Annotated in this window: 28 protein-coding genes; 10 read left to right on the top strand and 18 right to left on the bottom strand. The window is 66.3% G+C overall.

Annotated features, from left to right (window positions below; genetic code table 11):
• Window positions 1-3: 3 nt before the first annotated feature.
• On the bottom strand, window positions 4-1,023 hold the full coding sequence (locus tag R9J51_RS07620) for an ArsR/SmtB family transcription factor (RefSeq protein WP_432787926.1): 1,020 nt from the start codon (window positions 1,021-1,023) through the stop codon (window positions 4-6).
• A 191-nt stretch (window positions 1,024-1,214) separates the two neighbouring features.
• Between R9J51_RS07620 and R9J51_RS07615 the strand changes: the two genes are divergently transcribed.
• On the top strand, window positions 1,215-1,571 hold the full coding sequence (locus tag R9J51_RS07615; RefSeq protein ID WP_432787925.1) for a hypothetical protein: 357 nt from the start codon (window positions 1,215-1,217) through the stop codon (window positions 1,569-1,571).
• Between the two features lie 45 nt (window positions 1,572-1,616).
• Entirely contained in the window at window positions 1,617-1,817 is a 201-nt protein-coding gene (locus tag R9J51_RS07610; RefSeq protein ID WP_179506305.1) for a hypothetical protein, read from the top strand.
• On the opposite strand, the gene R9J51_RS07605 is transcribed toward R9J51_RS07610, so the two are convergent.
• Entirely contained in the window at window positions 1,814-2,755 is a 942-nt protein-coding gene (locus R9J51_RS07605) for a cation diffusion facilitator family transporter (protein WP_179506304.1), read from the bottom strand. The two genes, R9J51_RS07610 and R9J51_RS07605, sit on opposite strands and share 4 nt — an antisense overlap.
• A gap of 80 nt (window positions 2,756-2,835) precedes the next feature.
• Window positions 2,836-4,098, bottom strand: a complete 1,263-nt coding sequence (locus R9J51_RS07600) for a methyltransferase domain-containing protein (protein ID WP_179506303.1) — start codon at window positions 4,096-4,098, stop codon at window positions 2,836-2,838.
• 72 nt (window positions 4,099-4,170) lie between these two features.
• Here R9J51_RS07600 and R9J51_RS07595 point away from each other — a divergent pair, with 72 nt between their 5' ends.
• The gene (locus R9J51_RS07595; RefSeq protein ID WP_168553952.1) at window positions 4,171-4,359 is read left to right on the top strand and encodes a DUF1674 domain-containing protein; all 189 of its coding nucleotides are present in this window, start codon (window positions 4,171-4,173) and stop codon (window positions 4,357-4,359) included.
• 19 nt (window positions 4,360-4,378) lie between these two features.
• Here R9J51_RS07595 and R9J51_RS07590 read toward each other — a convergent pair whose 3' ends face one another.
• The 9 genes from R9J51_RS07590 to R9J51_RS07550 form a co-directional block, all read right to left on the bottom strand.
• Window positions 4,379-5,047 carry a murein L,D-transpeptidase catalytic domain-containing protein gene (locus R9J51_RS07590; protein WP_432787924.1) on the bottom strand — a complete coding sequence of 223 codons (669 nt, stop codon included), beginning with the start codon at window positions 5,045-5,047 and terminating at the stop codon, window positions 4,379-4,381.
• A 55-nt stretch (window positions 5,048-5,102) separates the two neighbouring features.
• Window positions 5,103-5,594: a GNAT family N-acetyltransferase gene (locus tag R9J51_RS07585; protein ID WP_179506302.1), complete on the bottom strand. Its 492-nt coding sequence runs from the start codon at window positions 5,592-5,594 to the stop codon at window positions 5,103-5,105.
• Entirely contained in the window at window positions 5,591-6,181 is a 591-nt protein-coding gene (locus tag R9J51_RS07580; protein WP_169473438.1) for a hypothetical protein, read from the bottom strand. The genes R9J51_RS07585 and R9J51_RS07580 overlap by 4 nt, the downstream gene beginning before the upstream one ends.
• Entirely contained in the window at window positions 6,178-7,320 is a 1,143-nt protein-coding gene (gene ispG / locus R9J51_RS07575; protein WP_179506301.1) for a flavodoxin-dependent (E)-4-hydroxy-3-methylbut-2-enyl-diphosphate synthase, read from the bottom strand. The genes R9J51_RS07580 and ispG overlap by 4 nt, the downstream gene beginning before the upstream one ends.
• Before the next feature lie 54 nt (window positions 7,321-7,374).
• Window positions 7,375-7,908, bottom strand: a complete 534-nt coding sequence (locus tag R9J51_RS07570; protein WP_179506300.1) for a GNAT family N-acetyltransferase — start codon at window positions 7,906-7,908, stop codon at window positions 7,375-7,377.
• Between the two features lie 32 nt (window positions 7,909-7,940).
• A complete protein-coding gene (locus R9J51_RS07565) occupies window positions 7,941-8,489 on the bottom strand; it encodes a DUF924 family protein (protein WP_179506299.1) in 549 nt (182 codons plus the stop codon).
• 5 nt (window positions 8,490-8,494) lie between these two features.
• Entirely contained in the window at window positions 8,495-8,920 is a 426-nt protein-coding gene (locus R9J51_RS07560; RefSeq protein WP_179506298.1) for a hypothetical protein, read from the bottom strand.
• 83 nt (window positions 8,921-9,003) lie between these two features.
• On the bottom strand, window positions 9,004-10,446 hold the full coding sequence (gene tldD, locus R9J51_RS07555; RefSeq protein ID WP_179506707.1) for a metalloprotease TldD: 1,443 nt from the start codon (window positions 10,444-10,446) through the stop codon (window positions 9,004-9,006).
• 80 nt (window positions 10,447-10,526) lie between these two features.
• A complete protein-coding gene (locus R9J51_RS07550; RefSeq protein ID WP_168553946.1) occupies window positions 10,527-10,748 on the bottom strand; it encodes a zinc-finger domain-containing protein in 222 nt (73 codons plus the stop codon).
• Between the two features lie 96 nt (window positions 10,749-10,844).
• Between R9J51_RS07550 and R9J51_RS07545 the strand changes: the two genes are divergently transcribed.
• Together R9J51_RS07545 and nadB are read left to right on the top strand one after the other, a co-directional pair.
• Complete coding sequence (locus R9J51_RS07545; protein ID WP_168553945.1) at window positions 10,845-11,816, top strand: ABC transporter ATP-binding protein; 972 nt, start codon at window positions 10,845-10,847, stop codon at window positions 11,814-11,816.
• Window positions 11,817-12,370: 554 nt separating this feature from the next.
• Entirely contained in the window at window positions 12,371-13,963 is a 1,593-nt protein-coding gene (gene nadB / locus R9J51_RS07540) for an L-aspartate oxidase (protein ID WP_168553944.1), read from the top strand.
• A gap of 28 nt (window positions 13,964-13,991) precedes the next feature.
• Here nadB and R9J51_RS07535 read toward each other — a convergent pair whose 3' ends face one another.
• Window positions 13,992-14,321 (bottom strand): YnfA family protein, encoded by a 330-nt coding sequence (locus tag R9J51_RS07535; RefSeq protein ID WP_179506296.1) that lies wholly within the window; start codon window positions 14,319-14,321, stop codon window positions 13,992-13,994.
• A gap of 2 nt (window positions 14,322-14,323) precedes the next feature.
• Window positions 14,324-14,575, bottom strand: coding sequence for a GlsB/YeaQ/YmgE family stress response membrane protein (locus R9J51_RS07530; protein WP_168553943.1), 252 nt, complete (start codon window positions 14,573-14,575; stop codon window positions 14,324-14,326).
• Window positions 14,576-15,424: 849 nt separating this feature from the next.
• On the opposite strand from R9J51_RS07530, the gene R9J51_RS07525 reads away from it, so the two are divergent.
• Window positions 15,425-17,347 carry a ribonucleoside-diphosphate reductase subunit alpha gene (locus R9J51_RS07525; protein ID WP_246865950.1) on the top strand — a complete coding sequence of 641 codons (1,923 nt, stop codon included), beginning with the start codon at window positions 15,425-15,427 and terminating at the stop codon, window positions 17,345-17,347.
• A gap of 320 nt (window positions 17,348-17,667) precedes the next feature.
• Complete coding sequence (locus R9J51_RS07520) at window positions 17,668-18,066, top strand: PepSY-associated TM helix domain-containing protein (protein ID WP_179506295.1); 399 nt, start codon at window positions 17,668-17,670, stop codon at window positions 18,064-18,066.
• Between the two features lie 131 nt (window positions 18,067-18,197).
• Here the strand turns inward: R9J51_RS07520 and R9J51_RS07515 are convergent, their stop codons facing one another.
• Window positions 18,198-18,455: a DUF2171 domain-containing protein gene (locus R9J51_RS07515; RefSeq protein ID WP_168553941.1), complete on the bottom strand. Its 258-nt coding sequence runs from the start codon at window positions 18,453-18,455 to the stop codon at window positions 18,198-18,200.
• Between the two features lie 252 nt (window positions 18,456-18,707).
• On the opposite strand from R9J51_RS07515, the gene R9J51_RS07510 reads away from it, so the two are divergent.
• From R9J51_RS07510 to R9J51_RS07500, 3 genes are all read left to right on the top strand, one after another.
• On the top strand, window positions 18,708-19,763 hold the full coding sequence (locus R9J51_RS07510) for a ribonucleotide-diphosphate reductase subunit beta (protein WP_168553940.1): 1,056 nt from the start codon (window positions 18,708-18,710) through the stop codon (window positions 19,761-19,763).
• A 161-nt stretch (window positions 19,764-19,924) separates the two neighbouring features.
• On the top strand, window positions 19,925-21,097 hold the full coding sequence (locus R9J51_RS07505) for an acyltransferase family protein (protein ID WP_179506294.1): 1,173 nt from the start codon (window positions 19,925-19,927) through the stop codon (window positions 21,095-21,097).
• A gap of 46 nt (window positions 21,098-21,143) precedes the next feature.
• Entirely contained in the window at window positions 21,144-22,127 is a 984-nt protein-coding gene (locus R9J51_RS07500; protein ID WP_179506293.1) for a helix-turn-helix domain-containing GNAT family N-acetyltransferase, read from the top strand.
• 119 nt (window positions 22,128-22,246) lie between these two features.
• On the opposite strand, the gene R9J51_RS07495 is transcribed toward R9J51_RS07500, so the two are convergent.
• Genes R9J51_RS07495 through R9J51_RS07485 form a run of 3 tightly spaced genes read right to left on the bottom strand, consistent with a single transcriptional unit; the run spans window position 22,247 to window position 25,004 of the window.
• Window positions 22,247-23,656, bottom strand: coding sequence for an SPOR domain-containing protein (locus R9J51_RS07495; RefSeq protein ID WP_179506292.1), 1,410 nt, complete (start codon window positions 23,654-23,656; stop codon window positions 22,247-22,249).
• A gap of 20 nt (window positions 23,657-23,676) precedes the next feature.
• Window positions 23,677-24,243, bottom strand: a complete 567-nt coding sequence (locus R9J51_RS07490; RefSeq protein ID WP_179506291.1) for a hypothetical protein — start codon at window positions 24,241-24,243, stop codon at window positions 23,677-23,679.
• A gap of 17 nt (window positions 24,244-24,260) precedes the next feature.
• Complete coding sequence (locus tag R9J51_RS07485) at window positions 24,261-25,004, bottom strand: ParA family protein (RefSeq protein ID WP_179506290.1); 744 nt, start codon at window positions 25,002-25,004, stop codon at window positions 24,261-24,263.
• Between the last annotated feature and the right edge of the window lie 168 nt (window positions 25,005-25,172).

Below are 25,172 nucleotides of genomic sequence, written 5' to 3'. Positions count from 1 at the left end.
GTCTCAGCTCTTGGTAAAGGCGGAAGCAGGAGTGGCGAGTGCGCCGGCATCGCGGCGGCGGGCGGTCCACAGCTTGACGATGAGTTCGTGCCCGGCGAGCGCGCGTTCGGCCAGAGGCTCGAACCCGGCATCGCTCAACAGCTTGGCCATCTGGGCATCGGAAAAACCCAGGCGGGCGTGGGCATGGGCCAGGCGCAGGTCTTCGCGATCGTGTGCGGCGAAATCGACCACGGCGATGCGCCCGCCCGACGCGCAGACGCGCGCGGCTTCGGCCAGCACCGCCTCGGGCGCCAGGGCATAGTGCAGCACCTGGTGGAACAGCACGGTTTCGAACGTGCCATCGGCAAACGGCAAGGACAGGAAATCGCCCTGCACCAGATCGACCTGGCCCGCCGGCAGCCCCTGCAACCGCGTGCGCGCCAGGCGCAGCATTTCCGGGCTCTTGTCCAGTGCCGTCACGTGCGTGGCGCGCGCGGCAAACAGTTCTGCCATGCGCCCGGTGCCCGTGCCCACATCGAGCATGTGGCCCAGCGGCTTGCCGGCGTCGGCCGCTTCCAACAGGGCGATCAGCGCCGCTTCCACCGGGCCATCGGCGATGTGCAGGCTGCGCAGATCGTCCCAATCGGCCGCGTGGCGGGCAAAATATTCGGCCGCGCTCGCTTCGCGCGTGGCGCGGATGGCATCAAGATGCTGGCGGTCTTCACGCACCTGGGCGGCAAACTCGGCATCTTCGGCTTCGGCCGCGGCCAGGGCACGGGCCAGGGCATTGCCCAGTTCGGATGGCGCGTTGCGGCGTGCGCTGGCTTCGGCAATGGCCGCGCGCAGGAACACCCAGCCACCTTCGCGGCGGCGCTGGGCCAGGCCGGCATCGCACAGGATCTTCACATGGCGCGAAACGCGTGGCTGGCTTTGCCCCAGAACCTGCGCCAATTCGCCCACGGCCAGCTCCATGCTGGCCAAAAGCCGCATGATGCGCAGCCGCGTGGGGTCTGCCAGGGCGCGAAAGGATTCGAGCAGGTTCATGAGATGAGCCATATAAAGCAACCTTTATATCGGTCAATCCATATAAAGAGTTCTTTATATCCGTAAGCAACCCTTACGAACCGGCCGATCGGCCTGTCGCACGGCGGCATGCCGCACCAAGTTTGCCATTGGCTTGACGCAGACGCGCCGATAATACCCATGGCGTACGGATCGGCCCCAAGGCCGACAGGATGAACAAGGAAGCCCCCACGATGAAGAAGCTCCTCTCGAAGGCCGTTTTTGGCGCCGTTCTGGGCGCCGCCACGCTTTCGCTTGCCGCTTGCGGCCATTCGGACGACGCTTCGAGCGATGCGACGCCCGACAACGTGGAAATGCCGGCCGACGAACTGCCCGCCACCGATGTTTCGGCTGCGGCCCCGGCCCCGGTCGATGCCCCGGCTGCCGACACCAGCGCCGCCGCGCAGACACCCGAAGACGCAGCGCGCAGCGCAGCCGACAACGCCGCTGCCGCCGCCGATGCCGCCAAGGCCGCCGCTGCTGCGGCCGAATCGGCCGATGGCGCCGCGAACAGCAAGCCGCAAATGTAAGGCCCGTGGCGCGGGCGGCCTGATCGCCGCCCGCGCCCCTTGCCCATGCGCTCTATCCTGATCCTGGCCCTACCGCTGCTGCTGGCCGCCTGCCAGCAAGACAGCGACCCCGGCCCCGGCGGCGTAACCCGCGGCGAAGCCCGCGCGCTCGACGATGCCGCCGCCATGCTCGACAGCCGCCCGGCTCCGCCGCCGCTGGTCGATGCGACCGTACCGGTCGAGGCAAGCGCCTCGGCTGCGCCTTAAACGCCCAGCGAACAACCCCCGCAGTCATCGGTTTCCACCTGGATGGTGGTGTGGCCGATACCGAAATCGTGCTCCAGGTCGTGCGCCAGGCCGGCCAGGAACGCGTCGCCCGGATGGCCGCCCGGCATGATCAGATGCGCGGTAAGCGCCGTTTCGGTGGTGCTCATCGGCCAGATATGCAGATCGTGCACCCGCGCCACGCCGGGCAAGGCGCCAAGCGCGGCGCTCACCCGCGCCGGGTCGATCCCCTCAGGCACGGCTTGCAGCCCCAGTTTCAGCGAATCGCGCGCCAGCCCCCAGGTGCCCACGGCAATGACCGCCACGATGACCAGGCTGGTGGCCGGATCGATCCAGGCCCAGCCGGTCAAGGCGATGGCCAGGCCCGCCAGCACCACGCCGGCCGAAACCGCCGCATCGGCGGCCATATGCAGATAGGCGCCGCGCAAGTTAAGATCGTGCTTGCTGCCGCGCATGAACAGCAGCGCGGTGGCGGTGTTGATGACGATGCCGATCCCCGCCACGATCATCACCGGGCCGGGCGCAACGGCCTCTGGCTGCATCAGCCGGCGCAGGCTTTCCACCAGGATCGCGCCCAGCGCGACCATCAGCAGCGCGGCATTGCCCAGCGCCGCCAGGATCGAGCTGGACTTGAAACCATAAGTAAAGCGCCCCTGTGGCGGGCGCGCCGAAAGCACGCTGGCCGCCCAGGCGATGATCAGGCTGAGCACGTCGGACAAGTTGTGGCCGGCATCGGCCACCAGCGCCATCGATCCGCTGGCGATGCCATAGCCGCCTTCCACCAGCACGAAACCGGTGTTGAGCGCGATGCCCAGCGCAAAGGCCCGCCCGAAACTGGCGGGAGCATGGCTATGCCCCGGCCCGTGGTGATGGTGCCCATGGGCGTGGTCGTGATGATGATGGTGGTGGCCGGCAGACATGAGGTTCGCTTACCGGCAAAAAGCGCGCCGGCAAAATGAATTGCCGGCCATGCAAACCATGCCCGCGGCCGCGCGCAGGATCATGCCTTGTGCCAGCGCGCAGCAAAGAAGCCGTCGATCCCGCCGGCATCGGCCAGCATGCCCGGATCGCTGCGCAGCCAGCCTTGCGCGGTGGGGGCAATGCCATCGGGCAGTTCATCAGCCGCGATCGGCGCGGGCGAAAGTGCGGTAAAGGCAGCGGCCTGCGCCTCGCCCTCGGCCGGTTCGAGCGAGCAGGTGGCATAGACCAGCGTGCCGCCCGGCTTCAGCCAATCGGCCGCGCGGGCCAGCATCTGCGCCTGCAACTGGGTAAGATCGTCGATCGCGGCCAGGCGGTGCAGCACATCGGGATGGCGGCGGCAGGTGCCCGTGGCGCTGCACGGCGCATCGAGCAGCACGGCATCGAACGGCGCATCGCCCTGCCAGGTCAGGACATCGCCCTGCACCACCTGCACGGCCAGGCTGGTGCGGGCCAGGTTGGCGACAAGCCGCTCCAGCCGGCGGGCGGACTTGTCGAGCGCGGTCACGGCCCAGCCGGCTGCCGCCAGTTGCATGGTCTTGCCGCCGGGCGCGGCGCACAAGTCCAGCACGCGGCGCCCTTCCCCCGCACCCAGCAGGCGCGCAGGCAGGCTGGCGGCCAGATCCTGCACCCACCATTCGCCTTGTCCAAAGCCCGGCAGGCTTTCCACCGCCTGGCCGCGCGGCAGGCGCACATGGCCGGGCAGCAGCGAAACGCCGCCCAGTTCCTGGGCCCAATGCGCGGTCTGCGCCGGATCGCGCAGGCTCAGGTCCAGCGGCGGCGGCGTGGCGATGCCGGCGCCGATCGCGGCGGTGCGGCCGGGCCAGGCGGCATCCCAGCGCTGCGCCACGGCCGGCGGCAAAGTGGGCGCATCGGGCAGCGCCGCGCCGCGCTTGAGCAGCGCGGAAAACACGCCATGGGCCAGGCGGCGCGGGCCGCCCGTCAACAACGGCAGGCCGGTGGCGATCACCGCATGCGGCGGCAGGCCCAGGCGCAGCGCCTGCGCCAGCATCAATTGCAGCACCGCCCGCGCCTTGGCATCGGCGGGCAGCACGGTCTGCGTGGCGCTGTCGATCAGCGCGTCCAGGTCGGGCAGCCAGCGCAACGCTTCCTGGACGATGGCCATGGCAAGAGCCCGGTCATCGCCGCGTTCGATCGCGCGCAGCACCGGGGGCGCCATCTGGTCCAGCGGATCGCCCCGCCGCAACACGGCATCGAGCAGGCGCAGCGCGGCGCGGCGTGCGGGCACGCCAGGGATTTCCTGGTTGTTCTGGGTAGGGGCCATCTGCGCGCCTATCGCGCCTTATGCCCCATTTGGCAATTGCGCGCGCGGCGGCAAAAGCGCATGGCACGCGGCATGGACAAGCCGCTTCCCGCCAACCGGCAGCGCGCGACTCAGCGCCCCGCGCCTTTTGCCAAGCCCGCCCACTGGACCGACGCGCCGGCCCCGCCACCGCGCGTGGTCGAACGCGGCGACGATCCCGACGGGCTCGACCCAACCCGCTATGGCGATTGGGAAAAGAACGGGATCGCGATCGACTTCTGAACGTTCGCCGGTCCCTGTTTCAAGCAAATCCCAGCCGGTCGGCATAGATCAGGCGCCCGGCCGCCAGCCTCCACAAGGCCGTGGCGAAATCCGCCTCGGGCATGGCGAAGCAGCCATCGCTACGGCCCAGCTTGCCCCATTTTTCCAGCATGTCGGGATTGGCGTACCAGGCCGGGTGGACAACGATGGCCCGGTCCTGGGCCATGTTGTTGTCAGGGTCCACACCGGTCAGGCGGATCGAACTGCCATATTTGCCACGATACCACTCGTTGGTGACGAACGCGCCGCGCGAAGTGGCCAGGCTGTTAAGCTGGTTGGAAAAGAACTTCAGGAAGCCATCGTGTTCGGGATCAGACCCGCGACCATGGGCCACCAGGATCGAATCGACCCGCCCCGCTTCCAGGTTGGCGAAGTGGAAACGCGGCAGCGACGACGGCAGCGAAAAATCCGCCACGCCCACCACGTCGGTATGCCACAAGAGATTGGCGACGCGATCGCGCTGCTGGGCTGCCACGTCCAGCACGCGACGGTGCTGCGCCGGCATCGACCAGGCCTGGGCAAAGACCCGCGGCGCCGTGGCTGCACCCATCAGCGCGCCACCTGCTGCCAGCGCGCCACGCAGCCAGCCGCGCCGGGAAACCTCCGCGGCGGGCATGCTGCTGGAAACCTGTGCCGAATTCTGCGTCATGCTCGCGATGATGCCATGGTTTTCGTGGGTGAAAGCTGAACAAGGTTACCACAAGTCAACCGTGCCTCACAGCCCCCAGTTGCTGCAATGCAGCACTGTCTACCCGCATGATCCGCCATTCGTCCATCATCCGCGCGCCCAGTGACCGGTAGAACGCGATAGACGGCGCGTTCCAATCCAGCACCGACCATTCCAGCCGCGCGCAGCCGCGCTGCACGGCAAGGGCGGCCAGCGCCTGCAACAGCGCCTTGCCCAGCCCCGCCCCGCGCGCTTGCGGCCGCACGTATAGGTCTTCCAGATAGATGCCGGGCTTGCCTTCGAACGTAGAGAAATTGTGGAAGAACAAGGCAAAGCCTTCGCCCTGCCCGTCCCGTTCGGCAACCAGCACTTCGGCCATGGGGCGCGGGCCGAACAGATGCTCGCCCAGCGTCGCTTCGTCGAAACGCACTTCGTGGGTAAGCTTTTCATAGGCGGCCAGATCGCGGATCAACTGGGCGATCAGCGGCAGATCGGCGCGCGTGGCCGGACGGATCGATGTGGCGGTCATGGCGCGCCGACCAGGCCGTCCACGCCGATCCAGATGGTCATGGGCTGTCCACCGGTTGGCGGCGTGGCGGTAATCACGGCATAGGCATGACCGGCTTCGCGCACCGTGTTCTCGCCCGTCACGAGAAAGCCGAGCAGCGCCAGCGCGGTATCCTTTTCCGCCGCGCTCACCACGTTCCATGCCTTTTCACGCGTGGCACCGTCCTGCCCGCCGGTGATGCCGCGCAGCAGGATCAGGATCTGGCTGTGGCGCAGGCGCGCTTCATCGGCGCGGCCCAGGCGCGGCAGGGCCTGCTCTTCCAGATAGAGCGCGTTGAGATTGAGCGGGTCGATCTGCCGTTGCGCCTGCGCCAGGGCGAGGCTGCGTGCCGGATCGCGCTCGATCGTGGCCCAGGCGGCCTGGGCCTGGTCCCATTCGGGCACCGCGCCGCCCAGCCGCGCGCGGTTCTGCCAGCGCAGGGCGCGCGCGTCGACGCTGGTATCGCCCTGCTCGAACCGGGCCAGGCCGGCCTGGAAGGCATCCTGCGCCACAGCGGGCGCCGCCGCAGCGACGAGCGGCGCAGCCAGCAGCCATGCCAGCGGCTTCACTCTGCAGGTTCACCCACTTTGGCCGCCGCTGCCGCATCGGCTGCCGCTTCCATTTCCGCCGCCTTGGCCTCCACCAGCGCAACGATGTGATCGAGCATCTCTTCGGACTGCACGGTGTGATCGGTCACGCCCGAAAGATAGACCATGTGCTTGCCATTGCCGCCGCCGGTCAGGCCGATGTCGGTTTCGCGCGCCTCGCCCGGGCCATTGACCACGCAGCCCAGCACCGAGAGCGAAATGGGCGTCTTGATATGCTGCAGCCGCGCTTCCAGCGCCTCTACCGTGCGGATCACGTCGAAACCCTGGCGGGCGCAACTGGGGCACGAGACCACGCGCACGCCGCGCGTGCGCAGGCCCAGGCTCTTGAGGATTTCAAAGCCGACGCGCACCTCCTCTTCCGGCTCGGCCGAAAGCGAGACGCGCAAGGTATCGCCGATGCCGGCCCACAGCAGGTTGCCGATGCCGATCGCCGATTTCACCGTGCCACCGATCAACCCGCCGGCCTCGGTGATCCCCAGGTGCAGCGGGCAATCCACCGCTTCGGCCAGGCCCATGTAGGCCGAAACCGCCAGGAACACGTCAGAGGCCTTCACCGCCACTTTGTATTCGTGGAAATCGTGGTCCTGCAGCAGCTTGATATGGTCGAGCGCCGATTCCACCAGCGCTTCGGGGCACGGCTCGCCATACTTTTCCAGCAGATGGCGTTCCAGGCTGCCGCCGTTCACGCCGATACGGATGGCACAGCCATTGGCCTTGGCCGCGCGCACCACTTCGGCCACGCGATCGGCCGAACCGATGTTGCCGGGGTTGATGCGCAGGCACGCCGCGCCCGCGTCGGCGGCTTCAAGCGCGCGCTTGTAGTGGAAATGGATGTCGGCGATGATCGGAATGCGCGATGCCTTCACGATCTTGCCCAGCGCCGCCGTGCTCGGCACGTCGGGACAGGAAACGCGGATCAGGTCCGCCCCGGCATCCTCGCAGCGGCGGATCTGGTCGATCGTCGCCACCGCGTCTTCCGTCGGGGTGTTGGTCATGGTCTGCACGGTGATCGGGGCATCGCCGCCAACCGGCACGCTGCCCACCATGATCTGGCGGCTCTGGCGGCGCACGATGGTGCGCCAGGGACGGATCTCGCTCATGACCTGGGCTTATACCCGCAGCCTTGCCCCAGCGCCACCCGCCAAGAAGGGCTGTCAGAGTTTGCAGGCATAGAGGAATTCCGGATCACAGTGGTTGCCCACCCAGAATTCGATATCGGCAATCTTTTCAAAGCCAAAGCGGTGGTAAAAGCGCTGCGCATCGGGGTTGCCGCTATAGACCGTCAGCTGGATCTCGTCGGCCCCGGACGCGCGCGCGGTGGCCATGGCCCAATCCATCAACTGGCGCCCCAACCCGCCGCCGATGCGATCGGGATCGGTATAGAGCTGCTTCAATTCGAGCGGCCGTTGCGGATGGCTGTATTCGCGCGGCAGGGTGCTGTCCAAGACCAGCTTGCAGAATGCCACCAGCTGCCCATCGTCCTCGATCACCGCCACGCGCATGCCCGGATCGACGATCTGCCGCGCCGTGACCTCGTCGGCGTGCGCCTCTTCCATGAAGGCGGCAAAGTCTTCGGGCGCATAGAGATGCTCGAACTTGGCGGAAATGGCGCGACGGGCCAGGGCCGCCAGCGGCAGGGCATCGTCGGGGGTGGCAAGGCGCAGTTTGGCAGGATGGGGCGTAGTCATGCCCGCTGCATAAAGCGACCGTGCGGCAATTTCTACCAATGGTTCCCGGCGGCGACAGCGCGCTGTTCGGCCGGCGTGCTGCTGCGGCCGAGCACGGCATTGCGATGGGGAAAGCGGCCAAAGCGCAAGACCATGCGGGCATGGGCCAAGGCAAAGCGGCGAATCCGGCTGTCGCCCAGCGCGGTGAAGCGGGCCACGCTCTCGCGCTGGTCCGCGCGGCTTTCGCTGTGCATCAGGGGCATCAGCAGAAATTGCCGCGCGTCGCGGTCAAGGCCGCGATCCCACCCGCGGCGCAAGGCCAGGCGGGTCAGCGCGACGGCGCGGGCATCGTAGGCAAAGGCGCGCGCGCTGCCGCGCCAGGCGTTGCGCGGCACCTGGTCAAACAGCAGCACGGCTGCGCGCAAGGTATCGCGGTCTCTCGCCAGACTGGCCAGCGGCTGCGTCGCCATCGCGCGCACCCATGGGGCAAAGCGGCGCACGATCAGCGCGTCGATCGCCGGATCGCTGGCAAAGCGCGCCTGGGGCGAAAGCCCGACAAACCAGAAGTGCAGGAGATCCTGCGCCCACAAGCGCGGGGTCATGCGCTTCAGTCTGCCTGGGCGACCTTGGCCGGCTTGGTATAGGGCACGAACTTGTCGAGGCCGACAAAGCCGCGCCAGAACCCACTGGTGCGATCACGCAGCTGCACGGTGTCGATCGCGCAAAGCTCCGATCCGGTCAACCGGGTGACCAGGATATCATCGCTGCGCAGCGATTCGACGCCGGTGCGCGGCTTCTGGACATAGAGCGTGCGGCCCGAATCATAGACGATGGCCGTCTTGTCGTAGACCTGGCTGCCCGAAACGGTGGGCATGTAGATGCAATCCACCGGCTTGCCCGGCACGCGGCCTTCAAGGCGCTTGTCCAGTTCCTGCTGCGGGGTCAGCTTGGGCTTGGCGTCTGCCACGGTCCCGGCCAGCACCATGCCGCCGACGGCGAGCGAAAGAGCCAGCATTTTTGCCTGCTTCATCATGATTCGCCTCTTGCTTCGAAAAATCGATTCTCAATGACGAGAGAATACCACGTCCCCGCTGAACGCGTGCTGAAAATCGGGTCTCAACCCGTGCCACCCACGGTCAGCCCTGCCACCAGCACGCTGGGCTGGCCCACGCCCGCCGGCACGCTTTGCCCGCCCTTGCCGCATACGCCCACGCCTTCGTCCAGCGCGAAATCGTTGCCGATGCCGGTCGCGCGGGTAAGCACGCTGGGCCCGTCGCCGATCAGGGTGGCGCCCTTGATCGGATCGCCCAGCTTGCCATCCTTGACGCGATAGGCCTCGGTACAGGTGAACACGAACTTGCCGCTGGTGATATCCACCTGGCCGCCGCCGAACGACTTGGCAAAGATGCCGTCCTTCACGCGCGAAAGCAGTTCGGCCGGATCGTCGTTCCCGCCGCGCATGAAGGTGTTGGTCATGCGTGGCATGGGCGCATGGGCATAGCTTTCGCGCCGGCCATTGCCGGTGGGCGCCACGCCCATCAGCCGGGCGTTGAGGCGGTCGTGGATATAGCCCTTGAGGATGCCATCCTCGATCAGCACGTTTTCCTGGGTCGGGGTGCCTTCGTCGTCGATGGAGAGCGAGCCGCGCCGCCCCTGCTGCCCCACGCCCAGCAGCGTGCCATCGTCCACCACGGTCACGCCTGGCGCGGCCACGCGCTGGCCGATGCGGCCGGAAAAGGCGCTGGTGCCCTTGCGGTTGAAATCGCCTTCAAGGCCGTGGCCGACCGCCTCGTGCAGCAGCACGCCGGGCCAGCCGGGGCCGACCAGCACGGTCATTTCGCCGGCCGGTGCGGCAACGGCCGAAAGGTTGACCAGCGCCTGGTGCAGCGCCTGGTCGATTCCCCGGTTCCAGGTTTCGGGCAGGAACAAGTCATCGTAAAGCCGGCGGCCGCCGATGCCGAACGAGCCGGTCTCGCGCCGGCCGTTCTCTTCCACCACCACGCTCACGTTCAGGCGCACCAGCGGGCGCACGTCATGCGCGACAAAGCCATCGGCCCGCACCACTTCCACCACCGACCACGACCCCGCGAGCGACGCCGAAACCTGCACCACGCGCGGATCGCGGGCACGGGCGGCGGCGTCGATCTGTTCGAGCAGGCGCACCTTGGCCTCGAACGGCACGCCATCGAGCGGCGAAGCATCGGTGTAGAGGTGGCGGTTGTTGTGGCGCGGCGGTGGGGCGGGCTGGCCCTTGGCGGGATCGAGCAGCTTGAGCGTTTCGCCGGCGCGGGCAATGGCCGCAGCGGAAACCTCGTTGGCGTGGGCAAAGCCGGTCATCTCGCCCGAAACGCCGCGCAGGCCGAACCCGGCATCGCGCGAATAGTCGGCGGTTTTCAGCCGCCCGTCGTCAAAGCCGAAGCTTTCGCTGGCCACGAATTGCAGGAACAGCTCGCCATCGTCGCATGCGCCCAGCGCGCCGCGCACAAGGCGTTGCGCGTCATCGGGGGTGAGCAAGCCGGGGCGATAGAGCAGCGAGCGGGTGTCGGCAGAAAGCGTCATGCTGCCGATATAGGCATCGCCCGCGCCGCTGGCCAGCACCAGCGGGCGGATCACCGCCGAAAATCAAGCGGCGCGCAAAATCAGGCGGCCTGGGTCTCGCCGGTGTCGGCCGGGCCGCCCTTGAGCACGAAGCGCTTGTCGCAATAGCCGCAATCGACGTAGCCCTTTTCGTCGATTTCCATCCAGACGCGCGGATGGCCAAGCGCCGAAGGCTTGAACGCGCCGGTGGTGCGGATGCCGCTCGACCCGTCGCAGCTCACGCGGGTGGCATCGGTGAAGATCGTTTCGGGTGGCTGGATCATGCCCGCCGCCTAGCAAATGCCACCGCGCCGCACAATTGCCGTTTTGCCCCGATTGAATCCTTTACCTTGCCGAAAATGGGATGCAGGAAGCCCGCCATGAACGCCCCTGCATCCAGCCCCGAACTCTCCACCGCCGCCCTGCCCGAACCTGCGATCCGCATCCGCGACCTGGTCAAGCGCTATGCCGCCACTGGCAAGTCGCCGGCCAAGCTGGCGCTGGAAGGGGTGAGTTTCGATGTGCCGCGCGGGCAGATCTTCGGCCTGCTCGGTCCCAATGGCGCGGGCAAGTCCACCCTGATCAATACGCTGGCGGGCCTTGTCCTGAAAACCTCGGGCACGGTGGAAATCTGGGGGCACGATATCGATGCCGACCGGCGCAACGCCAAGGCCGCGATCGGCATCGTGCCGCAGGAAATCGTGTTCGATCCGTTCTTCACCCCGATCGAGGTGCTCGATATCCAGGCCGGGCTCTATGGCGTGCCCAAGCATTTGCGCCGGTCGATGGAACTGCTGCGCGCGGTGCACCTGGCTGACAAGGCCAAGGCCTATTCGCGCTCGCTGTCGGGCGGGATGAAGCGCCGCCTGCTGATCGCCAAGGCGATGGTCCACACCCCGCCGATCCTCGTGCTCGACGAGCCGACCGCCGGGGTGGACGTGGAACTGCGTCGCCAACTGTGGGAACTGGTTGCCGAACTCAACGCCGGGGGCGTGACCGTGGTGCTGACCACGCACTACCTGGAAGAAGCCGAGCAACTGTGCGACCGCATCGCCATCATCAACCACGGCCGGCTGATCGCCAACAAGCCCACGCGCGAACTGGTGGGTATGGCGCGGGAGAAGGTCGTGGTGCTGACGCTCGACAAGCCGCTGGAACAGGCCCCGCAGCATCCGGCCTTCATCAAGTCTACCCTTAACGAAAGACAGGTAGAGATCACTTACGACAAGGATCGCAGCAACGCCGGCGAAGTGCTTGGCCTGGTCCAGGCGCTGGGCGTGCAGATCCTCGACGTGTCGACCCGCGAAGCCGATCTGGAAGACGTGTTCGTCAGCCTGACGACCCAGGCCTGAAACCACCCACCACGGGTGGGTCTGGCGCGGCGATTGACGCACGCCCAGCAAGAAGGGGCGAGGTCCACGAAGGACCCGCCCCTTCTTGCTGGGCCAAGGCTTGGCCGCCGCGTTATTGGGCCTGCGGGTCCTTTGCTGTGATCAACGCCACGCGCATGGCCCGCCAGCCGCCGCCTTGGCGGCGATAGATCCGCTTGCCGCAGTGGGCACAATCGGAATGATAGTTAATGCCGTCCCAGGTGATCTTATCCCGTTGGGGACGATGGCGGTTGAACAGGCAAAGGACGCGACCGAATATCATTTTTTCCGCCCGACTCCGAATGGCATTTTATGAGCTTCTGCGTCATAACATTCTGTAGATAAAACACGAAGTGAAATTATCAGTTTTCTATATCTTAAGTTAACTCTGCCGCACGCCCGAGAGCCTGGTCGATCGCCGTGCTGGCGCCAAATGGCTTTTCAAACTGCCCGGGCGGAGGCAAAGAGGCGCGCGTGATCACCCTTCCCCCCTTCGTTCGCCCCCTCCATCGCCCCCTTCATCGCAAGGCCCGGTCATGAGCGCGCACGACGTTCTCATCATCGGCTCGGGCGCGGCGGGCCTCACGGCCGCGCTGGTCCTGGCCGAGCGCTGCCGCGTGGTCGTGCTGGCCAAGGGCCGGCTCGATGGTGGTTCCACCGCCTGGGCACAGGGCGGCATTGCCGCCGTACTCGACGAAGGTGACACTTTCGAGGATCACGTGCGCGACACGATGATCGCCGGTTGCGGCCTCAACCGCCGCGAAACGGTGGAACACGTGGTGGAGCATGCGCCCGAGGCGATCGCCCGCCTCGCCCAGATCGGCGTGCCGTTCAACGAAGAGGCCGGTAGCTTGCATCTCACGCGCGAGGGCGGCCATTCGCACCGCCGCATCGTGCATGTTGACGATGCCACGGGCGCGGCCGTGCAGCAGGCGCTGATCCGCGCTGCCACGGCCCATCCCAACATCACCCTGAAGCCCGACATGGTGGCGATCGACCTGGTCACCGACCGGCACCGTGCCCACCCCAAGGGCGATCGCCGCGTGTGGGGTGTCTATGCGCTCAACACGGCGACCGGCAAAGTGGAATGCCTGACGGCGCGCGCCACGATCCTGGCGACCGGGGGCGCCGGACGCACTTATCTGTTCAGCACGGCGCCACGCGGCGCCACGGGGGATGGCATCGCCATGGCCTGGCGCGCGGGATGCCGCGTTTCCAACATGGAATTCATGCAGTTCCACCCCACGTGCCTCTATAATCTGGAGGTCAAGAACTTCCTGATCACCGAGGCGGTGCGCGGCGAAGGCGGGCACCTCAAGATCCCGCCGGGCTTCCCGGGCGGCGGCGAGCGCTTCATGCCCCGCTTCGACCCGCGCGAGGAACTGGCCCCGCGCGACGTGGTGGCCCGCGCGATCGACCACGAGATCAAGCGCCTGGGGCTGGACTATGTCCACCTCGATATCAGCCACAAGGACCCCGAATTCGTTCGCGGCCACTTCCCCAATATCTATGAGCGCCTGCTCGGTCTGGGCATCGACATGACGCGCGAGCCGATCCCGGTGGTGCCCGCGCAGCACTATACCTGCGGCGGCGTGCTGGTGGACCTCGCCGGGCGCACCGACCTGGCCGGGCTCTATGCCGTGGGCGAATGTTCGGAAAGCGGGCTGCACGGAGCCAACCGCCTGGCGTCGAACAGCCTGCTCGAATGCTTCGTGTTCGGTGATGCCGCGGCGCGCGACATCCTCGACCGCTGGGATGAATTCACCCCACCGCCCGAAGTGCGCGGCTGGGACGAAAGCCGTGTGGCCGATTCCGACGAGGACGTGGTGGTCAAGCAGAACTGGACCGAGCTGCGCCGGTTCATGTGGAACTACGTGGGGATCGTGCGCACCAACAAGCGGCTGGAACGGGCGGCCCACCGCATCGCCTTGCTGCAAAGCGAGATCAACGAATACTATGGCAACGTGCGCGTCACGGCCGACCTGATCGAACTGCGCAACCTGCTCCAGGCTGCAGACCTGATCGTGCAAAGCGCCCGCGCCCGGCGCGAAAGCCGGGGCCTGCATTACAACCAGGATTTCCCCCAGGCCCAACCGGCCGCACGCGAAACGATCCTGGTGCCCGACTGAACGCGGTGCGTGGCGGCCTGGCGGCCGATCAACCGCCGCGATGCGGCCCCAGCAGGATCACCGCCGCGCCAGCCAGGCACAACGCGGCGCCGCCCATGTCCCAGCGGTCGGGGCGGATGCCTTCGGCCAGCCAAAGCCACACCAGCGCAACCGCGATGTAGACCCCGCCATAGGCGGCATAAGCGCGCCCGGCCGCATCAGCCTCCACCCGCGTCAGCAGCCACGCAAACAGCGCGAGCGAGGCCATGCCGGGCATGATCCAGGCGGCCGAGCGGCCCAGGCGCAACCACGCCCAGAATGCATAACAACCAGCAATTTCGGCAAGCGCCGCAAGGCCATAGGCAAGGGGCGCCGGCACCGTCACCAGAAGTGACGGCCCAGGTAGATCAGCAGCATCGCGCCCAGCACCGAAGCCAGGCAACCGGCGCGATTGAAACCTTCGCCCACTGTGCCCCGCCCCGCCAGGCTCGACGCCAGGCCCGCCACCAAAGCGCCGCCAATGCCCAGCAGGATCGTGCGGGCAAGGCCGATTTCCACCGCGCCGGGATAGAGGAACCGGGCAGCAATCCCGACCAGGAGCCCCGACAACAGCATCGAGAGAATGTCACGCAAGGCCTGCGTCTCCGTCTAGATGGGGCAGCCATGCCGGCCCCAGGATACAACCACTAGGGGTAGTCCGGCTGGGGATATCCTGCCACCACCTCTGGACATTTTATTGTCCACAACAAACCCGGCGGCGCGAAAAATATTTCAGGCCTGTCATTTTGCGCTTGAAGCCTTGGAAACCTCGCGCGTCGCTGCACTGCAGCATATTGTGGGAGCGACGAAGCGAATCGTGCGTGCGACGAAATGCAGCGTCCTTATGGGCATGCCCCACTTGCCTGCCAGACCCGCTTCAAGCACTATGGGTTGTGGTCGTAACGGCCAAGGGCAACCAAACCTAGTTATTCGTCGGGCCGCTTCCCACATTGGGTAGCGCGTAGTCCGCCCACTCGGGCGGACCCTTTGACGTCGCTGGGTTTTTGGCGGCGCGAAAGGGCAGGGCAGGAATTTGTTCCCGTTCTGTTTCAATTCATGGCATGATCGGGGCGCTGACATGAGTCGCGGCCCGGCAGGCCGCAGGAACGGGGCTGCAAGGGCCGGCGCAAGCCGGATCGCGCGGCCTAGGGCAGTGTCTGGAATATCCGGTCCGTCGCTTGCGGCGGGCCTCGTGCAAGCGGGGAATGAGACGTGAATTTCAGGACCGGAGAACTGAACGATGGAACGGCTTTGATGGCGCAGGACGAACTGGGACTGGAAGGTGGCGTGTCCACCCTCGAACGCGACTCCACCCTTGATGGCGGCGCCGAGCCGCAGGACGCGACCGCTGCCCCGGCACCGGCCGCCCGCGCCAAGGCCGCTGCCAAGCCGGCCGCCCCGCAGGACGCCACCCCGCAACCGACCGAATCGAAAGCAATCGATATGCAGGCAGACGACAAGGGTAGCGCGGATCTCGTGGCTGCCGCCGCGGCGATGGTGAGCGAAGCGGCCTTGGCCGGCGCCGTTGCCACCAAGGCCGCCCCGCTCGATTCCAAGGCGGTCAACCCGCGCCGCTTCACCATCGTGACCGACGCCGCGCGCGACGCCAAGCTGACCATCTTCGGCAAGGACACGCTCGACGATCGCTACCTGCTGCCCGGCGAAACCTATCAGGACCTGTTCGCGCGCGTGGCCGATGCCTATGCCGACGACCAGGACCACGCCCAGCGGCTCTATGACTACATCTCCAAGCTGTGGTTCATGCCCGCCACGCCGGTTCTCTCGAACGGCGGCACCGGCCGTGGCCTGCCGATCTCGTGCTATCTCAATTCGGTGGAAGACAGCCTGGAAGGCATCGTCAAGACCTGGAACGAGAACGTCTGGCTCGCTTCGCGCGGCGGCGGCATCGGCACCTATTGGGGCAATGTCCGCGGGATCGGCGAAAACGTCGGCCTCAATGGCAAGACCAGCGGCATCATTCCGTTCGTGCGGGTGATGGACAGCCTGACCCTGGCGATCAGCCAGGGCTCGCTGCGCCGTGGTTCGGCGGCCTGCTATCTCGACATCTCGCACCCGGAAATCGAGGAATTCCTCGAAATTCGCAAGTCTTCGGGCGATTTCAACCGCAAGGCGCTCAACCTGCACCACGGCGTGCTGCTGACCGACGAATTCATGGAAGCCGTGCGCGATGGCACCGAATTCGCCCTGCGCAGCCCCAAGGACAAGTCGGTGCGCGGCAAGGTCGATGCCCGCTCGCTGTTCCAGAAGCTTGTCGAAGTGCGCCTGGCCACGGGCGAGCCCTACATCGTGTTCTCCGACACGGTGAACCGCATGATGCCCAAGCATCACCGCGATCTGGGCCTCAAGGTTTCCACCTCGAACCTGTGCTCGGAAATCACGCTGCCCACCGGCATCGATCACCTGGGCAACGATCGCACCGCGGTGTGCTGCCTCTCCTCGCTCAACCTGGAAACCTGGGACGAGTGGCAGGGAGACAAGCACTTCGTCGAAGACGTGCTGCGCTTCCTCGACAATGTGCTGCAGGACTTCATCGACCGCGCGCCCGACGAGATGGCCCGCGCCAAGTATTCCGCCGCGCGCGAGCGTTCGGTCGGCATGGGCGTGATGGGCTTCCACTCGTTCCTGCAGAAGAAGGGCATCGCCTTCGAATCCGCCATGGCCAAGGCGTGGAACCTCAAGATGTTCCGCCACATTGCCGCCAAGGCCGACGAAGCCTCGCTGCTGCTGGCCCAGGAACGCGGCCCCTGCCCCGACGCGGCGGACATGGGCGTGATGCAGCGCTTCTCGTGCAAGATGGCGATCGCGCCCACCGCGTCGATCTCGATCATCTGCGGCGGCACTTCGGCGTGCATCGAGCCCATCCCGGCCAACATCTACACGCACAAGACCCTGTCGGGCTCGTTCGTGGTCAAGAACCCCTACCTGGAAAAGCTGCTGCGCGAAAAGTCGAAGGATTCGACCAACGTGTGGAACTCGATCCTGGAACGCGGCGGTTCGGTCCAGCACCTCGAGTTCCTCTCGGCCGACGAGAAGGCGGTGTTCAAGACCAGCTTCGAGATCGACCAGCGCTGGCTGCTCGAATTCTCGGCCGACCGCACGCCCTATATCGACCAGGCGCAGTCGCTGAACCTCTATATTCCGGCCGACGTGGACAAGTGGGACTTGCTGATGCTCCACTTCCAGGCTTGGGAAAAGGGCATCAAGTCGCTCTATTACCTGCGCTCCAAGTCGGTCCAGCGCGCCGGTTTCGCCGGCGGGGTGGAGGCGGACAACACCGCCCAGGCCCGTCGCATCGAACTCGATGTGAAGCAGACCGATTACGAGGAATGTCTCGCCTGCCAATAAGGGGCCTGGCCGGGCCGGGCAGGTCCGCCGCTTTGCCGGCAGCCTGCCCCGCCCCCATTCCCTTGTCGGGGCCCGCCGGCGCCATCGCCTGCCCGGCCCCACTCACGCCGCGTTGCCCATCCTTTCAGTGATCGTTGCCATGCCGGACCAAGCCGAAACCCTGCTCATGTCACACATCCCCGTGTTACATATGGCGACATTTCGTGGCTTGCTCCGGCAGGCATCGTTCCCCCACAAGCGCAACCGGCCCGAGCACGGCCAGTCTTGCCTGGCCGGCGTGCATGCTGGCACCAGGCAAGGAAACCTGAGGGGGTCGATCAATGCGCAAGTGGCATCGCTGGATTTCAGTGTTTTTCGGGGTTTTCCTGCTGTGGATCGCCGTGACCGGCACGCTCAGCCAGATCGTGCCGCTGGCCAGCGGCGGGGATCACGACGGGCCGCCCAAGACGGCAGCGGCCACAGCCGGCGCCTCGGCCAAACCCGCCTTCGTCTGCCCGCCGGACTATATGTGCCGGCCCAAGCCCAAGGGCGGCAAATCGATCGTCGGGCTGCTGCACCATCTGCACTCGGGCGAAAGCTTTGGGCCAGTGGGCGTGGCTGTCAGCACGCTGTCGGGCTTTGCCATGATTTTCTTCAGCTTTTCGGGGCTCTGGATGTACATCCAGATGTGGCGCAACCGCAAGGATCGCGCGCTCAAGCCCGGCTGGTTCTGGAAGTAAGCCGCCAAAACGGAAAAAGCGCCTCGCCACTTACGACGTGGAGCGAGGCGCCTTCCGGTCGCCAGGGACGACCTGGCCGCGAAGGGGACGCGGCTTTCCGTGAATTCATGCCTCAGATGGGAAGCGGAGGCTTACTTTTCCTCTTCCTCAAAGGTCAGGGCGACATCGGCATTGGCCGAAAGGCGAACCGTATCGCCCTCCACGTCGGCCACCAGGCCCAGCGACAGGTAGTGGTGGTGCCCGGCATGGGCGCCGCTCTTGGCCTTGGTCAGCTTGATGCGATGCCCGTCGACATGATCGACCGTGCCCACCGGGGCACCATCCGCGCCGATGACGGCCATATGCTCGCGAATCTGGCTTGCGATGGGATTGCTTTCGTTGCCGGTCATGCCCAGCCTCCTTGTTTTCATGGCAGTGGGGGAGCGGGTCTTGCGCACCCGCAGGCTTCTTTCCCAACAATGCCGCGCCAAGCGGGCCGTTCCCGTTTTTCCGGCGGGCATTTTTGGTCCGCCCGCCATGCACGGCGCCATTCGCAGCGAAGCCGGCCCAGACCGTCGCAAACCGCGCCTCACCCCTTTTGCCAGGCTTTTCCAGCCGCCTGACGCACCCCATATCAGCCCTATCCCAACAGGACAGCAGCCATGCCCCTTCTTGAAGCCCGCAAGACCTACAAGCCCTTCGAATATCCCTGGGCCTATGAATACTGGAAGCGCCAGCAACAGATTCACTGGATGCCCGAGGAAGTTCCGCTGGGCGAGGATTGCCGCGACTGGGCGCAGAAGCTGTCGGACCACGAGCGCAACCTGCTGACACAGATTTTCCGCTTCTTCACCCAGGCCGACGTGGAAGTGCAGGATTGCTACCACGAAAAGTATGGCCGGGTGTTCAAGCCCACCGAAGTGAAGATGATGCTGGCCTCGTTCTCCAACATGGAAACGATCCACATCGCGGCCTATTCGCACCTGCTCGACACGATCGGCATGCCGGAAAGCGAATATGGCATGTTCCTCGAATACGCCGAAATGAAAGACAAGCATGATTACATGCAGAATTTCGGCGTGGAAAACGATGAAGACATCGCCCGTACCCTGGCGATGTTCGGCGGCTTCACCGAAGGCCTGCAGCTGTTCGCCTCGTTCGCGATGCTGATGAACTTCCCGCGCTTCAACAAGATGAAGGGCATGGGCCAGATCGTGTCGTGGTCGGTGCGCGATGAATCGCTGCACTGCGAAGGCATCACCCGCCTGTTCAAGGAATTCTGTGCCGAGCGCCAGTGCCTGACCAAGGCGGTCAAGGAAGACATCCTTGATTGCTGCCAGAAGACCGTGCGCCTGGAAGACGCCTTCATCGACCTGGCCTTCGAACAAGGCCCGGTGCCGGGGATGAGCCCCAAGGAAATCAAGCGCTACATCCGCTACATCGCCGATTGGCGCCTGGGCCAGCTGGGCTTCGACCCGATCTACATGATCGAGGAACACCCCCTGCCCTGGCTCACCCCGCTGCTCAACGGCGTGGAGCATGCCAACTTCTTCGAAACCCGTGCCACCGAATATTCCAAGGCCGCCACGCGCGGCAACTGGAACGAAGTGTGGTCCAACTTCGACGGCCGCCGCAAGGCCAAGGCCGCCAACACCCCCACCGAAACCACCGAGGTTGACGTGGACATGTTCGGCGCCGCCGGCATCGCGGCCGAGTAACCTTGATCCTCCCCCGCATGGCGGGGGAGGTGCCGGGCCACAGGTCCGGCGAAGGGTGCTTGTTCGCGCAGCCTCTAAATCTCGGATTCCGATCCACCTGCCATTGCTCGCCCGGCGCCCCTGCCTGATCCGTTATGAGACGGCAGACAGGGGCGGCAAAGATGGCAGGCAATCCGCGCAACGCGGCGAAAGGCAGCACGCCGGCAGACACGGCGCCCATGCGCTTTGGCATGCTCGACGCGTTGCGCGGCATCGCCGCGCTGGTCGTGCTGGCTTATCACCTGATGCAGCAGCACAGCCTTTCCGCGCTGCCCCACGCAGGCCTGGCCGTGGACTTCTTCTACACGCTGTCGGGCTTCGTCATTGCCTTTGCCTATGATGCGCAAGTGCGCGATGGGCGGCTGTCTCGCGCCGGGTTTGCGCGGGCGCGGGCCCGCCGGCTCTATCCCTTGCTGGCGCTGGGCACCCTGCTGGGTTTTGCCGTATTCCTCGGCGCGGTGTTGCTGCGCCACACGGTGACGTTGGGCGATGCGCTGCTGGCGCTAGGCTTTGCCCTGGCGCTGCTGCCCTGCCCGCTGTTCCCGCAATGGCCCACCGCCTTCCCGCTCAACATGGCGGCCTGGTCGCTGGCGTTCGAAGCCTATGTGAACCTGACCTATGCCCTGCTCGCCCGCTTCCTGTCGCAACGCGTGCTGCTCGGCCTCGTCGGCCTGGGTGCGGTGCTGGTGGTGGCCGATATTGCCCACTTCGGGCGGCTGATGGGCGGGACGGACAAGGCGAACTTCGCCTTTGGCGCGGCACGGGTGATCTATCCGTTCTTTGCCGGCATCCTGGTATTCCGCTGGCGCCGCACGGCCAGAACAACCCGCCCGCTGCTGGCCCTGGCGCTTTGCGCTGCGCTCGCAGCCGCCTTGCTTGCCAATCCGGCGCAAGCCTTCCGCCTCGATCCTGCGCTTTACGACGGCGCCCTCGCGCTGGCTGGCTTTCCCCTGCTGGTGTGGCTGGCCGCCGCCATCCCGCTGCACGGCCGCGCCGCCCAGGTCGCCCAATGGCTCGGCCTGCTCAGCTATCCGATCTATATCCTGCAAGGCCCAGTCTTGCGCGTGGGTGTGGAACTGGCCCGCCACGTGCCGCTGCCCGCACCGGCCTTTGCCCTCGCCCAGGCCGGCGCCGTCATCACCATTGCCTGGGCCGCCAACCGCTGGTTCGACGCCCCCCTGCAAGCCTGGCTGCGCAGAGCCGACCGCCGCCGCCTGGCCGAGCCGGCTTCCACGCGGGCAGCGCGCATCCACGCAGAGAGTGGGCCCATGCGGGCAACAGACATGTTGACATAATCAACAATGTGAATATTGTTGATTATGTCAACATTGAAGGTTAGTCATGTCTCAGGACACGGAACAGCAGGTTGCCCTAGTTCGGGCTTTCAACCGGGTTTACACGCGAAGGATCGGTCTGCTCCATGCGCACCTTCGCGATAGCGTCTTCACGCTTAGCGAGGCACGTATCCTCTATGAAATCGTCAATCGGGATTGTCCGACTGCTGCGGAAATTGCGCGGGCACTCGACCTAGATCGCGGACAAATGAGTAGGACGCTTAAGCGGCTCGGGGATCAAGGCGTGGTCGAAACCAGGGACGACCCCTCCCATGGGCGCCATCAACTCCTTTCGCTCACCGCATCTGGAAGAGCGGCCTACGCAGCGCTCGAAGCGTCAACCCAGGAGGCAGTTCGTTCGTTGCTGAATTCCCTGCCGCTCATTCAGCGCCAGCAATTTCTGGACGCGGCGGCCACAATCAGCCGCATGTTCGACGTGAACGCTCAACCTGAGGTTACCTTTCGCTCGCTGAAAGCCGGCGACTTGGGTCTCATCGTTCACCGCCAGGCGGTGCTTTATCGGGACGATTACGGCTATAATGAAAGCTATGAAGGGCTAATCGCGCAGATCGTTGCTGATTTCCGTCAGGCATTCGATCCCGCCCGGGATGATGCATGGGTGGCGGAAATGCATGGCCAGATGGTCGGTTCGATCTTCCTCGTGCATACCGACGACCCCCAGGTGGCCAAGTTGCGCCTGCTCTATGTCGAGCCCGATGCGCGAGGTTTGGGGATCGGAAAATCGCTGGTCGAGACCTGCATCGCGCGTGCACGGGCGCTCGGATATGGACGTCTCGATTTGTGGACCGACAATGTGCTCGCGGCGGCACGCCGGGTCTACCAACGCGCGGGCTTCAAGCTTGTGGATGAGGCACCGGCACCATTTTTTGGCACAGAATCGATGAGTCAGACTTGGTCGCTCATGCTTGGGGACGAAATACCAACATCTGCTGCGCAACAGCGGTCACGCAAGTTGATGCAACGTATGTAGGCCGACGAGGCATGAGCCAACGCCCGCCACGCAAGGAGTGGCCTGGGCAAGTTGGTCCGGCCCCAGCCAGTTCGGCTATCCGGTATCTCTCCCACACGTGGGAGAGTATCTACAGGTCCTTAGCGGCGATTGCTGGCGAACCGGATTGCCGGCGCGGCGCCGGGTTGGCCGCTGGCGGGGTTGGCCAGCACGATGCACACGCCGCCCTTGGACTTGACCGAGCCGCACAGCGAGCGGGCCGGGGTAGCGCTGGCAAAGCCAGCGGCCTGGGTGCGCCAGAACTGCTTGCCGTTCACCGTCGCGGCGGTGATGACCGGGCGATAGCCCTTGAGCGCCGGGTTCACCGCCAGATAGTGGCGCCACGCGCGGTGCGCGCCTTCCTGGGTGGAAAAGGCGCCAAGCTGCACGAGATGCGTGCCCGCCGGCACGGCATCGGCGCGCGGCGCGAAGGTGGCGGCGCGCGCCTGGGCAGCCTTGGCCACCAGCGCGGGCGCGCGATCGGCCTGGGAAACGCGGGCCAGCTTGCGTGCAGCAAGCGGGGCAGAGGCCGGGATCGCACCGGGACGCGGCGCCAGGGCCCAGGCCGGTGTGGCAGCGCCAATGGCAGCGGGCGCTGCCGCAGAAGGCGGCATGTCGATCGTGGCCAACTTTTCCACGGTGGGGGCGGCGCTGGCATCGGCCACTTGCGGCTGGGCCGCGCCATTGTCGATCGCGGGCAGTTCCTGCGCGGCAAACTGGGCCAGCACCGGTGCCTGGCCAGCCTGGGCCGTGGCGGCCTGGGCGGCCTGCTCGGCCGGCTGGCCCGTGGCGGGGGCGGGGAAATTGGCGAGGGCAAGCGCAGTGGGCTGGCCTTCGTCTTCGGTTCCGCCCGGCACGCCCAGCACGCCGGCCACGCGCAACCGGGTGTTGCCCGGATCGTTCAACTGCGCCCACTGCGCCATGCGCGCCGGCAATTGATCGGCCGGCACATCCTGCGCCGCCATTTCGCGCGCTTCGCGCCAATGGCCGGCCATCGCCAGAGCATAGGCCAGGTTCTGCCGCAGCTTGGGCGAAGCATCGGCGCTGCGAACCGCGCCGCTCAACACCTCGACCGCCTGGTCCGCCCGGCCGGCCAGCGCCAGCGCCAGGCCATAATCGGCCACGGGGATCTGCTGGCGATGGGCGTTCAGCGTGTCGAGCGCGACGTCGCCATGCCCCAGAGCAATGTCGGTCAACGCGAGGCTGAGCGCCACCTTGCCATCATCCTGGCCCAGTTCCATCGCATCGTCATAGGCCTGACGGGCCGAGGCGAAGCGGCCGGCGCGCATATAGGCGCTGCCCAGCAGCACGCGATAACCGGGGTTGCGCGGATCGGCGAGCACGGCCTGTTCGGCCAGGGCCACGGCCTTGACCGCTTCCCCACCGGTCAGCGCGGATTGCGCCCGGGCGGCGGTTTGCCCCGGATGGGAAGCACCCTGGGCACAACCGGCCAGGAGGCCGGCGGCCAGCGCCGTGGTGGCAAGCGAGCGGATCATGCGATGGGCAGTCATGGGCGTTTCCCGACAAGTCATCAGCGCGGCTGCCGCGGGTGCGCGGCAGTAGAGCGCGAAGGGAGCGAAAGTTCGGTTGGAATTGCGGCTTCAGGCAGTTGGGCCAGCACATCGTCCAAGCCCGGCGTGGCATCGACCAGGCGATCGAGCGCCTCGATCAACAGGGATTGGGCGCTGCGCCGCTCTGCCGTGCAGCAGGCGCGCAGCAAGGCATGGCGGCGCGGATCGAGGCGCAGGGTAAAGGCGACCTTCTTGCCCGGCAGTTGTTCCACATCCATCGCTGCGCGGCGATTGGCCGCCACCTTGCGGCCCATCACGGCTGAAAGCTGCGCGATCTGGCGCAACACTTCAGGGCGACTGTCTTCCTCGCCAGCCTCTTCCAGGGCGACGACATCTGCCAGCGGCAGGGCTTGCGCCTCACAAGGTGCGTCGAAAGGCGCGTCGAGCGGCACCGGATCGTCCGGCGCGGCTTCCACCCCCGCCCAATCGAGCGAGACATGGCTGCGCATCGCCGGGCGCGCGGCGCCCTTGCGCGCCAGCAGCGAACCGGTAAGCGAGGCAAAAGGCTTGGTTTCTGGCGTGGTCATGGCAGGCTCCCTCTCGCTCACGAGCCGATCACGCGGCGGCCGAAGCTGCCGACCGGGCGCGGCGCGGCGCCGCCCAGGGCGCGCACCGGGGCCATGCCCGCCTGGCCCGGCTGCGGCACGGCAAACACCGTGCGGCGAAAGTTCTTCTCCAGGCGTTCGGAGATATAGCTCCACAGCTGGGCGATCTCGGCCGCAGACCGGCCGGTGGGATCAACTTCCATGACCGTGCGCCCGTCAATCATCGAGGCGGCAAAATCGGTGCGATGGTGCAGCGTGATCGGCGCCACCGTGCCATGCTGCGACAGGGCGACGATCGCTTCGGCGGTGATCCGCGCCTTGGGCGTGGCGCCGTTGACGGCAAAGATGAGCGGCTTGCCCGCCCGCTCGCACAGATCGACCGTGGCTCCCACGGCGCGCAAGTCATGCGGTGAAGGGCGCGTGGGCACCACGATGAGCTCGGCCAGCGCGATGACCGACTGGATCGCCATGGTGATGGCCGGCGGCGTATCGATCACCGCCAACTTGAAGCCCTGCTGGCGCAGGACCTGAAGATCCTGGGCCAGGCGGCCCACGGCGGTCTGGGCAAAGGCGGGGAAATCGGCCTCGCGCTCGTTCCACCAATCGGCCAGCGAACCTTGCGGATCGATGTCGATCAGCACCACGGGCCCGGCTCCGGCGCGCTGCGCCTGCACGGCAAGGTGGCCAGACAAGGTGGTCTTGCCCGATCCCCCTTTTTGCGAAGCCAAGGCCAGTACGCGCAATGTGTCCCCCTGAAACTGCCGTGCGGTCAGGCATCAGGGATTCGCAGATTGCGCTGAAATTTTGGTTAACACCCCCGCTTTTGCAGGCCCTGCACCCGGCACGACACAAAGTTGCCACAGCATCAGCGCAATCGTGTTCCGAAATAGAACGAAAGACCCGCCAAGTTC

Origin of the sequence: Novosphingobium rhizosphaerae (assembly GCF_050920675.1) — a bacterium.
GTDB lineage: Bacteria > Pseudomonadota > Alphaproteobacteria > Sphingomonadales > Sphingomonadaceae > Novosphingobium > Novosphingobium rhizosphaerae.
The sequence above is the reverse complement of the archived record's forward strand: the minus strand, read 5'-3'. Positions and strand labels throughout refer to the sequence as shown.